The sequence below is a fragment of the Nonomuraea zeae genome (genome assembly GCF_005889725.1).
GTDB lineage: Bacteria > Actinomycetota > Actinomycetes > Streptosporangiales > Streptosporangiaceae > Nonomuraea > Nonomuraea zeae.
Map to the genome: position 1 here is coordinate 20,569 of NZ_VCKX01000142.1, position 10,729 is coordinate 31,297.

Sequence of the window (10,729 nt, forward strand, 5' to 3'; positions counted from 1 at the left end):
CCGGCCGGGCTGAATCGGGAGCCGTACGCGCTCTCGCCAATCAGCAGGCACCGCGTACATTTCTTCCATGCTGCTGCGCGCCGGCCGGGTCATCGCGGGAGTGCTCGCGCTGCTGGCCGCTACCGCCGCCTTTCCGCTGCACAGTTTCGGCCCGCGACTCGGGGCCGACGGTTGCCCAGCTTCGCCCGCCGGCGGGTGGGAGGCCGGTGACCGGCCTGGGGAACTGGTTCCCGCCGACGGCGCCGTCTCGGTGACGATGTGTGAGCTGGCCCTGCCGGCACCGCACCGGCAGCGCCGGTGCGGTGCCGGGAGGTCCGGTACCGGTCAGGAAGCTCACGTCCCAGGTCGACGCGATGGTCTCCGAGCTCAACGCGTTACCCGCGCGCGACGTGCTGGAGGCCGAACTGCTCCGACGTGAGGCGGCCACGGGAGGCGTTCCGGGAGATGACCTCCACGTCGGCGAGGTCTGCACTCTCGTCGACTTCGGCACCAGCCTGTCCTTCGTCGTGCACTACGGGAGCCGGCGCAAACCCGTGGTCGTGCTGGTCGACCGCAACTGCGGCACCGCCCGGTACGCGGGCCGGACCCGGTTCGGCAATCCGGGCGACGCCCTTTCTCGGCTACTACCGGGCGCAACTGGAGGCGCGGCCGAGGCCCTGACGCCCGCCCGGGGCGAGCGGACACCGGCGATCACCCGCAGGACGCAAGGGACCTCTGGCCAGGAAGCCCGCTGCTCCAGGAGAGGTCGCTACCGTGACCCCCGGCAGTTACGGGGCCCGACGCTCTGCCCGGCACCGACCACGGTGACCTGGACGGGGCTTTCCTGCGCCGTGGCGGCGGCCGTGCACACGATCTGCTCGACGGCCAGGGCGGACAGCTCGCCGGCCGGAGTGGACAGGGTCACCACCAAGTGGCCGGCCGGCTCGGCGGTCACCGAGAACGGGGCGGCTTCGGACGGGACGTCCGTGGTGAATCCGTTCGCCTGTTCCCTCGCGGTGGGTTCGGCCGCCAGCAGCGCGAGCATGTCCGCGCGGAATATCGGACGTCCACCGGGCGGCCGCGTCACCGCGCTGACCCGGCCGTTCTTCACCAGGTAGAGGATGATGGTCATGGTTGGCGCGACGCCTCCGCTCGGCGGGTCGCCGGCGGAGATGGCGTCGCTGGGTCGTACGCCGCAGCCGGCCACGGCGACGAGCGACACGAGGCCCGCGGCGAGCATGCGGCGGGCGGGCCCGGCCCTCACTCCGGGCCTCCGTCCGCGTCGAACGCCCCGCGCGGCAGGCGCAGCGTGAAGACGGCGCCGCCGTCCGGGGCGTTGGTGACGGTGAGGTCGCCCCGGTGCAGGCGCGCGTTCTCCCGCGCGATGGCGAGGCCGAGTCCGCTGCCCTCGGACCTGGCCCTGGCGGCGCTGGCCTTGTAGAACCGGTCGAACACGTGCGGCAGCACCGCTGCGTCCAGCCCCGGTCCGTGGTCGCGTACCTCGAGAGCGATCCAGTGAGGGTCGGCGGAGAGCCGTACCGACACCGGCGGCTCGCCGTGCCGCAGGGCGTTGCCGACCAGGTTCGCGAGGATGACGTCCACGCGGCGCGGGTCCAGCCGTGCCGTCACCGCGGGTGGAAGCTCGGTGTGCACCTGCTCGGGCCAGCCCCGGGTACGCAGGGTCGCGTGCACCAGCTCGGCCACGTCGACCTCGTTCAGCGCGAGGGCCGCGGCGCCGGAGTCGAACCTGCTGATCTCGATGAGGTCGTTCACGAGGCCGGTCAGGTTGAGCGTCTCCTGGCTGACCAGCCTGGCGGCCCTGCCTGCGGGCTCGGGCAGCCCGGCCGCCTCCTCGTCGAGGACGTCGGCGACCGCGGCGAGCGCGGCCAGCGGGGTGCGCAGCTCGTGGGACACGTCGGCCACGAACCGGCGGGCGTCGGCCTCCATCTCGCGCAGCTGCTTGACGTGCCGTTCCAGCTCCGCGGCGGTGTTGTTGAACGTGCGCGCCACGTCGGCCAGCTCGTCGGAGCCGTTGACCGCGATCCTGGTCCGCAGCTCGCCCTCGCCCAGCAGGCGCGCCGCCCGGCCGAGCTCGCGCACCGGGCGCAGCACGCCACGGGTGGCCAGCAACGCGAGGATGACCGCGAACGCGAGGGCCGCCCCGCCGGTGAGCCAGGCGCGCGCGGCGAGCCGGTCGATGCTGCGCTGTTCGGGAAGCAGGCTGCGCACGACGTAGACCTCGATGCCGGACAGCCGCGTCGGCCGGCCCCGCTCGGCGATCAGCAACGGCGCGCCGATGATCAGCCAGGCACCGTCCTGCCTCACCACGCGTTGCCACGCGAGCTCGCCGTCTGCCACCATCCGCCGCAGCTGCGGCGGTATCACCCCGGGATCCAGGATCGGCACGTTCCCACCTGGGCTCCGCGGCCACGGCTGCGGGCTGACCGGCGAGTGCTCCCCCTGGTAGAAGGCGAGCCCGGAGCCGTTCCCGTCGGTCATGGCGCGGGCGATCTCGTCGAGCTCGTCCGGACCCGGCGCCGCGCTCCGCAGCGGGAAGAGCGTCTCCATGCGGCTTCTCATCGCCTGCACCGCGGCGTCCTGGGTCCGCTGCAGGATGTCGTTGCGGGCCTGGACGTAGATCCCGCCGGCCACCGCCGCCGCGGTGACCACACACAGCAGCGCGAACGCGGACAGCAGCCGGGCACGCAGCCCCAAACTCGGCCGAGGTGCCACCTGCGGCTCACACCGGCCCGAACCGGTAGCCGAACCCACGCACTGTCTGCACGTAGACGGGCGCCGCCGAGTCGTCCTCGATCTTCGCGCGCAACCGCTGCACGCACGCGTCCACCAGACGCGAGTCGCCGAAATACCCGTGCTCCCACACCGACTCCAGCAGCTGCTGGCGGCTGTGCACCCGGCCCGGCGTGCCGGAGAGCTCCAGCAGCAGGCGCAGCTCGGTCGGGGCCAGGCCGACCGGCACGCCGCGGTGGGAGACCACCAGCCCGGCCCGATCGATGGTCAGGTCCCCGTGCCGCTCCAGCTCCGCCTGGTCCCGGCCGATCCGCCGCAGCACCGCGCGAATGCGCGCCTCGAGCACTCTGGGCTGCACCGGCTTGACCACGTAGTCGTCGGCGCCCGCCTCCAGCCCGGCCACCACGTCGATGTCGTCGCCGCGCGCGGTCAGCATGATGATCGGTATCTGGCCGATGGCCCTGATGCGGCGGCAGACCTCGAACCCGTCCATGCCGGGCAACATCAGATCGAGCACGACGACGTCGGGAAGGTCCATCCGCAGCCGGTCCAGCCCCTGCTCGCCGGACTCCACCGCGCGCACCCCGTGCCCGTGCCGGGTCAGGGCCAGCTCAAGGCCCTCCCGCACGGCCGGGTCATCCTCGATCAACAACACTCGCGACACGCCGCCGAGTTTCACCGCACGCTCCGTAACTCGCCCGCCGGTCAACTCCGTCCACTCTCGACCGGCAGTGTCCCCGCCTCGTCCGCGCCGTGTCATGGTTGTGTCACGATCGCGCCGACGGCCGCGCCGACGATCGCGCCGACGATCGCGCCGCCGGTGGCCGTCGAGAAACGGTGACATGCGGCGGACAACGCGCGCACATTCGGCGCCAATCGTAGTCGGCATGAACGAACCACGCACCCTCCCACCTCGGCCTCGAGACCGGCTGTACGCCGCGGTCACGCTGGTGCTCGCCGTTCTCCTGCTGCCCGCGGCGTTCGCCCGCCACCCCGGCCGCGCCCGCGAACTGGCCTGCCAATGGGCGTTGCGGCTGCGATTCCCCGCCGAGGACCTCACCGGGCTCACCGGCGGCGCCCTGGCGGCGTTCACCGCGGCACGTACCGATGCGCTGTGGCGTCACGGCCAGCTCATCGGCCTCACCTCGGGCTACCGCGATCCCCTCGTCCAGCAACGGATGTTCGACGAGGAGGTGCGCCGCTCGGGCTCCGCGGCCTCCGCACGCATGCTCGTGCTGCCGCCGGCGGAGTCCAGCCACGTCAAGGGCACCGCGCTGGACGTGCGCCCGCACGAAGGCGCGCGCTGGCTGGAGGAGCACGGCGCCCGCTACGATCTCTACCGCATCTACGACAACGAGTGGTGGCACTTCGAGCACCGCCCGGACAGCGGCGGCACGCCCCCGCGACGACGGCCCCACCCCGGCGTGAGCTTCGCGATCGACAACTGGGACCACTTCTAGCCCGGGTCCGATCCACCCCGTGTGCCGGCGGTCATCCGCTGCGCACCGCCGGCCGACGGGCACGCGCGTCCGGAGCCGTGGGAGATGACAGCGAGCCCCCGGGTTTTGCGTCACTGTGCGGGCGGGCGAAGCGTGAGGGTGCCGCGGCCGGTGTCGAGTTCGGCCACCGTGCCGAGGGGGACGGCGTGGGGATCCGGGCCATGCCCAACCTCAAGGCCGCCGAGTATGGGGATGCCGAGCGGGATGAGCCGGTCGCGAAGCACGTCGATGAGGTTCCAGCCGCGATCGGTGTAGTCCTCGAACCCGCCTCGATCAGCAGGATCGCCCCCGCGAGATCGGGCAGACCGGCGCCGACCATGCCGGCCAGCGCGCCCAGCCATCCGCCCAGCAGATGGCCGCGGGCGTGACCGGGCACCTCGGCGGCGACCGAGAGCAGCTGCGGATTGCGACGATGCGTCGAGGGTTCGGTGCTCGTCAGCAGATGGCGCACCGTTGCGATCGCGTGGGGGCCGACCAGGCAGCCGTGGATGCCGGGGATGCGGCACTGGCGCCAGATGGCCAGGTGCAGGTAGGTGATGTCGCTGAATCCCACCAGCGGTTTCGGGTCTGCGCGGATGGCGTCGAAGTCGAGCCCGTCCAGGATGCGGTACGCCCCCGCCCCGCCTCGCGTGGTGATGACCGCCCGGATCTCGGGGTCGGCGAAGGCGGCGTTGAGGTCCGCAAGCCGGTCCGTGTCGTGTCCGGCCAGGTCCCCGCGCTGGTCCAGGACGTGTTCTCCGACCTTGACCCGCAACCCCCAGCTGCTCAGAATCTGGGTGAGGTCCTCGATCGCGGCGGCGTCGGGGAAGCTGGCCGGAGAGACGAGGGCAACATGGTCACCGACCTGTAGCCGCGGCCAGCGGAAGTCCGGGGGCTCATGCGATGCAGTCATCATCCCCCCCGTTGCCGTCGTACTGCTCGTGCCGCGGGTACGGGCTGATGCTCAAGTCTCGCCCCACCTGCGCGACGGGCTTGCCAGCCTCCTTCACGATACGCACCGCGCCCGGCCGGAACTCCGGATCACTCCCACCATCCTGAGTCGAGGGTGCCGCTGGGACGGCGTGACACCAACCAGGTTCTCTCGTATTGGACCGATCCAGCACGGTTCGATGCCTGCCAGGGAGCCCTGGACTGGGCGCCACTACGATGGCAACGCCCTCCTTGCCCGGGTTGGGGCCTGCTGACCGGACCGCCTCGAAGCCCGGGGCAGTTCAACAGGACGGAACAGCGTGGACATCGGCACCCAGGAAGAGATCAGTCCGAAGCGGGCGCCTGCCCGCGCCCGGCCCAGGAAGCTGCTCCTGCGCGCGCTCGCGGGCGAGCACACCGAGCGGCCGCCGATCTGGCTGATGCGGCAGGCCGGACGCTACCTGCCCGAGTACCACCGGGTCCGTGAGGCCGCCGGCGGCATGGTCGGGCTCTGCAACTCGCCCGAGCACGCTGTCGAGGTCACCTTGCAGCCGATCCGCCGTTTCCCGCTCGATGCCGCCATCGTCTTCGCGGACCTTCCGCAGGTTGCCGCCGCGCTCGGCCAGACCTTGGACTACCGCGCCGGCGATGGGCCGGTACTGACGCCTCCCGTCCGCTCGGCAGCGGACATAGCCGACTTTCTTGGCGTTTCCCATCTCCATGAGGAATTGGCCCCGGTATACGAGACGGTCCGGCAACTTACCCGGGCCCTGCCTCCCGAGGTGACACTGATCGGGTATGCCGGCGCGCCGTGGACCATCGCCACCTACATGGTCGAAGGACGCGGCGGCGGCCCGTCAGAGCACGCCGTTGTCAAGCAGTGGGCCCTGAGCGACCCAGAGGGGTTCCAGCCCCTGATCGACGTGCTCACGACTGCTGTCATCCAGTTCCTGAGCCGTCAGATCGAAGCGGGCGCGGAAGCGGTCCAGTTGTTCGACACCTGGGCCGGGATCCTCCCCGACGCCCTCTTCGAACGCTGGTGCGTCAAGCCGGTAGCCGCCATCATCGCAGCGCTGAAGGACCAGCACCCGGGTGTTCCCGTCATCGCCTTTCCCCGGGGCGCCGGGCTCGCCTACGACGGCTTCGCCGAGGCGACCGGCGCGGACTGCATCGGCCTGGACGCCACGGTCCCGCTCAACTGGGCCGCGCAGAACCTACAGCGCGGCCTCGGCCGCTGCGTGCAGGGCAACCTCGACCCCCAGCTCCTGGCCGCCGGCGGCCAGGCACTCACCGCCGAGACAGACCGCATCCTGCGTGCCCTGAGCGGGGGGCCGTTCGTGTTCAACCTGGGACACGGCATCATCAAGACCACGCCCCCGGAGAACGTCGCCGCCCTTGCCGAGCAGGTGCGCTCCTGGACCACGCCCGTCCCGCCGCACCCGCTGGATGATCACACGGGGCACCGGCCGCCCAGCGAGTAGACCGCTCGCGCGGACATCCCCAGATGCCGTCCCTGGCGATTGCCAGGGCCGCCGTCCTCGCGCGGGCGGCGCAGACGAGGGCAAAGATCGTGCTGGATGCGCAGCAACCGCTCGCCTGAGAGGGGGTAGGGAAGGCCGGCCAGCACCTGGTGGCAGTTGCGAGCGCCGACGATGCGCCCCTGCGGGTCGAACGGTCCGTTGCATTCGCGCCGGTAGCGTGGGGTATCGCCGACGCTGATTCGGGTACGGCTCGGACACCAGCCGACAGATAGACGGGATGCCGGGGGCGGGCCACGCAGGGCAGCGGATGCCAGGCGACGCGCAAGACCGGATCAGGCACGGCCGGGCACTGGGGGCATGAGGCCGCGGTATCAAGGGTTGGGGACGCCGCCCCGCCCAGGGCGGCCCTTTGCACGGGGCCCGCCCGATGCCTTTATAGCACCACCACACAACGGGCCGCGACAGCATCAGTCCTGGGCTCCGGCATCGATGCTGCCGACGGTCAGGTCGGTCAGCGCCGCGATGGCCTCGGCGACGGTGGCCCGCCCCCGATTCAGCTCCGCGGCGATCGCCTCTGCCGCGCCCAGCGCGCCGACGCAGCGCAGCCGGAGGGCTTCCTGCGTGAGCCCGGAGTACGGCCGCAGGGTGGTGGCCATCAGGTCCGTGTAGCCGTCGAGCAGCTCGCGCTCGATCGCCTCCATTTCCTGGTTCCCCTTGAGCGCGGCCGAGATCGCGGTCCACTCCGGCATGTCGGTGGCGCAGGCGAAGTAGGCGGCGCTCAGGACGCGGGCGATCTCGCGGGGGACGGCCGGGGCGTCACGCAGGGCCTCCTCGGAGGCGGCCCGGTGCCGCTCGTCGAGCCGCCGATAGAGCGCGATCAGCAGGCCGGGGCGGGTGCCGAAGTGGTCGTAGACGATCGGCCTGCTCACTCCGGCGGCCTCCGCCAGGCTGAGCAGCGTGAGGCTGTCGGTGCCGTGGGCGCGCACGATCGTCATGGCGGTGTCGAGCAGTTGCTCCCGCCTGGCCGGCTTGGACAGGCGAGTCGATCCCGTGATCATCGTCCTCCCTTGCGTTGCCTTTCAGCATAAGCTACAAAATGTAAGTTACAGAATGTAGGTTAACGAGAGGACATCACCGTGGAGCACTCCGTACTGATCATGGGCGGATCCGGCCAGGCGGGCGCGGGGACCGCAGCCCTCCTGCGCCGGTGGTATCCGGAGCTGCCGCTGACGATCGCGGGCCGCGATCTCGGCCGCGCCCGGCGGGTCGCCGACGAGCTCGGCGGCGCGACAGCCGTGGCCATCGATCTGCGGCGAGGCGACCTCGGCCTCCAGATGACCGACGGCTACTCGGCGGTCGTGGCAACGGTGTGGGACAGCCACCTGAACGGACTGCGTTACGCACAGGACCGCGGCCTGCCGTACGTCAGCATCTCCAGCGGCCTGGTCGACATCGGCCCTGAGGTTGTCGCCGCCGGCCTGCGAGCCGGCGCGGCGCCGATCCTGCTGGCCAGCCACTGGTACGCGGGGCTCGTCGTCCTCGCGGTGCTCGGCCTCGCCAGGGAGTTCGACCGGCTCGACACCATCGAGGTCAGCGGCGTGCTGGACGAACAGGACAGCGGCGGGCCCGCGGCCATGGCGGACATGCAACGCCTGCTGGCCGCCACCTCGGCGGGGCATGTCCGCCGTGACGGCGTCTTCGGCTGGGTCAGCGGCCCCGACGCGCAGGTGGAGGTCACCAGCGTCGACGGCGCCGTGCTGCCCGGCCAGATCGTCCCCATCCTCGACGTGCCGAGCCTGGCCCTCGCGACGGGCGCACCCAACGTCCGCTTCGCGTTCGCGATCGGTGAATCGGCGGGCAGGCGGCGCGGCGGGCCCGCGTCCACGGAGGTCAAGATCGACCTCGAAGGCGTGGACCGCACGGGCGCACCACTCAGGATGAGCCGCTACCTCCTCCACCCGGAGGGGCAGCGCCCCCTGACGGCGCTCGGCGTCGCCCTAGGCGTCGAGCGACTGCTCGGCCTGCGCGGCGACCCCGTGCCGCCCGGCATCCACACCCCCGAGGCGTTGATCGACCCCGGATACGCGACCGAGCGGATGGCGGAGATCGGCACCACCTTCCCCGGCGCGCACGGCGATCACTGACTCCGCCTATCGAGAATCGCGGGCGGCGCACCCGTGAGATGACCTGGTTCATGATGGCTCTGTCAGGCACGGGCCACCCTGCCGAACTCGCGGGTACGGACGTCACTTGACGCGCGTACATCCAGCCCCAACGCCTCGACCATCGCCCACGGCGGACATCCGTTCCGCAGGGCCATCCGATCCACCCAAGACGCGAACGACTCGCCGGACGCCGGTGCCACCACCAACGCCAGCCGCCGAGGCCAGACCGCCATCATTTCCCGGGCCGAACCTCCTGCCGTACACGCGCCCTGCCGTACTGACATCTGCAAGCGCGTCAGACACATACGCGCTCTGCCCGGGCCTTGACATATCAAATGAACGGTTTTTTGATACGGCCATAGGACGCGCACGCCGGCCCGACGAGGCGCGATCGCCTGTGGCCGCGCGGCTCACCCGGACCGGCCCGCTCAGGGGAACGGAGACCACCGCACAGCCAGGAACACCACAGACGGGAACGAGGCATGAAAGTACAGATCGACTCCGAACGCTGTCACGGGCACGGCCGCTGCTACGACCTCGCCCCCGACACCTTCGGCGAGGACGACGAGGGCTACGGCTCGATCCTCGGCGACGGGTCCGTCTCGCCGGGCAAGGAGCCCGATGCGCGCCTGGCGGCGGCCAACTGTCCCGAACGCGCGATCGCCATCGAGGGAGCCACCCGATGACCGTGGACGATCGCTTCGGCGAGGACCTGGAGCGGGCCCGGAGAGAGCGGATCCGCGGCAGCCACCAGAGTGAGATCGTCACCGATCCGGTCTCGGACTGGGCGACGGATTTCTCGCATGTCGATCCGGTGTGGGCGGCTGATCCGTATCCGATCCAGGATGAGCTGCGGCAGAGCTGCCCGATCGCGCACACCGACCGGTTCGGCGGGGCGTGGCTGCCGACCCGCTACGAGGACGTGGCGGCCATCGCCTACGACACCGAGCATTTCACCTCCCGGGCGATCATCGTGAGCAATGTCCGCCCGCCCAAGGATCTGGCGCCGGTGGGCGCCGCGCCGCCGATCTCCTCCGACCCGCCCTTCCACCACGAGGCGCGCAAGCTGCTGCTGCCGGCGTTCACCAGGACGGCCGTGTCCAGGCGGGAGGAGGCGACCAGGGCGTTCTGCCACGCGCTGATCGACGCCTTCGAGGGACGTGACGTCGTCGACGCGGCCCGCGACTACGCCAGGCACATCCCGACGCGGGTCATCGCCGACATGCTCGGCTTCCCGCAGGAGGACGCGGAGAAGTTCGGCGCGTTCGTCGAGAACACCCTGGAGAACGTCAACGCCTCCAGCGAGGAACGCCTGGAGCGGTTCACCCAGCTGTCCAACTACCTGCTGGAGCAGATCCGCGACCACATCGACCACCCGCGCGCGGACCTGACCGGCTACCTGCTCGACGCCGAGCTGCACGGCGAGAAACTGCGGCCCGAGCACGTCCTGGGCACGATCAACCTCCTGCTCATCGCGGGCATCGACACCACCTGGAGCGCCATCGGCGCCAGCCTGTGGCACCTGGCCAAGACCCCCGCCGACCGGCGGCGGCTGGTCGCCGAGCCCGGCCTGCTGCCGACCGCGATGGAAGAGCTCCTGCGCGCCTACGCCCCCGTCACCATGGCCCGCCTGGTCAAGGACGACATGCGCTGGAACGGCGTCGACATGAAGGCCGACGACTGGGTGCTGCTGCCCTTCCCCGCCGCCAACCGCGACCCGGCCCAGTTCGACCAGGCGGACCAGGTCGTCATCGACCGGGAGGCCAACCGGCACGCCGCCTTCGGGCTCGGCATCCACCGCTGCGTCGGCTCCCACCTGGCCCGCATGGAGCTCCGCATCGCCCTCGAGGTGTGGCTGCAACGCATCCCCGACTTCACCCTCGCCGACCCCGCCGCCGTCACCTGGGCCGCCAGCCAGGTACGCGGCCCCCGCACTCTCCCCCTC

10 protein-coding genes and 1 pseudogene are annotated in these 10,729 nt (G+C 71.4%); 5 read left to right on the plus strand and 6 right to left on the minus strand.

From position 1 onward, the window contains the following. Positions 1 to 748: 748 nt before the first annotated feature. From ETD85_RS35835 to ETD85_RS35845, 3 genes are read right to left on the minus strand one after another with little or no spacing between them, the layout of a single operon-like run. Complete coding sequence (locus ETD85_RS35835) at positions 749 to 1,243, minus strand: GerMN domain-containing protein (RefSeq protein WP_138694261.1); 495 nt, start codon at positions 1,241 to 1,243, stop codon at positions 749 to 751. Next, a complete protein-coding gene (locus tag ETD85_RS35840) occupies positions 1,240 to 2,694 on the minus strand; it encodes a sensor histidine kinase (RefSeq protein WP_240779647.1) in 1,455 nt (484 codons plus the stop codon). The genes ETD85_RS35835 and ETD85_RS35840 overlap by 4 nt, the downstream gene beginning before the upstream one ends. Before the next feature lie 25 nt (positions 2,695 to 2,719). Next, positions 2,720 to 3,394, minus strand: coding sequence for a response regulator transcription factor (locus tag ETD85_RS35845; protein ID WP_170247011.1), 675 nt, complete (start codon positions 3,392 to 3,394; stop codon positions 2,720 to 2,722). Positions 3,395 to 3,617: 223 nt separating this feature from the next. Here ETD85_RS35845 and vanY-N point away from each other — a divergent pair, with 223 nt between their 5' ends. Then, entirely contained in the window at positions 3,618 to 4,190 is a 573-nt protein-coding gene (gene vanY-N / locus ETD85_RS35850) for a D,D-peptidase/D,D-carboxypeptidase VanY-N (RefSeq protein ID WP_138694264.1), read from the plus strand. Between the two features lie 110 nt (positions 4,191 to 4,300). Here vanY-N and ETD85_RS67625 read toward each other — a convergent pair whose 3' ends face one another. Together ETD85_RS67625 and ETD85_RS67630 are read right to left on the minus strand one after the other, a co-directional pair. After that, positions 4,301 to 4,570, minus strand: coding sequence for a hypothetical protein (locus ETD85_RS67625; RefSeq protein ID WP_379507821.1), 270 nt, complete (start codon positions 4,568 to 4,570; stop codon positions 4,301 to 4,303). 152 nt (positions 4,571 to 4,722) lie between these two features. Next, positions 4,723 to 5,124, minus strand: a pseudogene (locus ETD85_RS67630) (S66 peptidase family protein); the annotation flags it as partial. A gap of 334 nt (positions 5,125 to 5,458) precedes the next feature. Here ETD85_RS67630 and hemE point away from each other — a divergent pair. After that, complete coding sequence (gene hemE / locus ETD85_RS35860) at positions 5,459 to 6,619, plus strand: uroporphyrinogen decarboxylase (RefSeq protein WP_138694265.1); 1,161 nt, start codon at positions 5,459 to 5,461, stop codon at positions 6,617 to 6,619. Positions 6,620 to 7,086: 467 nt separating this feature from the next. On the opposite strand, the gene ETD85_RS35865 is transcribed toward hemE, so the two are convergent. Continuing rightward, a complete protein-coding gene (locus ETD85_RS35865) occupies positions 7,087 to 7,677 on the minus strand; it encodes a TetR/AcrR family transcriptional regulator (protein WP_138694266.1) in 591 nt (196 codons plus the stop codon). A gap of 78 nt (positions 7,678 to 7,755) precedes the next feature. Between ETD85_RS35865 and ETD85_RS35870 the strand changes: the two genes are divergently transcribed. The 3 genes from ETD85_RS35870 to ETD85_RS35880 form a co-directional block, all read left to right on the plus strand. Continuing rightward, positions 7,756 to 8,763, plus strand: a complete 1,008-nt coding sequence (locus ETD85_RS35870) for a saccharopine dehydrogenase family protein (RefSeq protein ID WP_206059034.1) — start codon at positions 7,756 to 7,758, stop codon at positions 8,761 to 8,763. 503 nt (positions 8,764 to 9,266) lie between these two features. Beyond that, complete coding sequence (locus tag ETD85_RS35875; RefSeq protein ID WP_138694267.1) at positions 9,267 to 9,470, plus strand: ferredoxin; 204 nt, start codon at positions 9,267 to 9,269, stop codon at positions 9,468 to 9,470. Continuing rightward, the coding region (locus tag ETD85_RS35880; protein ID WP_138694268.1) for a cytochrome P450 at positions 9,467 to 10,729 on the plus strand (1,263 nt) is incomplete at its 3' end. The genes ETD85_RS35875 and ETD85_RS35880, both read left to right, overlap by 4 nt.

What these genes read in the sequence shown, in the direction of transcription:
- vanY-N (WP_138694264.1), top strand. Translation starts at nt 3,618, where the DNA reads ATGAACGAACCACGCACCCTCCCACCTCGGCCTCGAGACCGGCTGTAC.
- ETD85_RS67625 (WP_379507821.1), bottom strand. Translation starts at nt 4,570, where the DNA reads ATGGCTGGGCGCGCTGGCCGGCATGGTCGGCGCCGGTCTGCCCGATCT.
- ETD85_RS35865 (WP_138694266.1), bottom strand. Translation starts at nt 7,677, where the DNA reads ATGATCACGGGATCGACTCGCCTGTCCAAGCCGGCCAGGCGGGAGCAA.
- ETD85_RS35875 (WP_138694267.1), top strand. Translation starts at nt 9,267, where the DNA reads ATGAAAGTACAGATCGACTCCGAACGCTGTCACGGGCACGGCCGCTGC.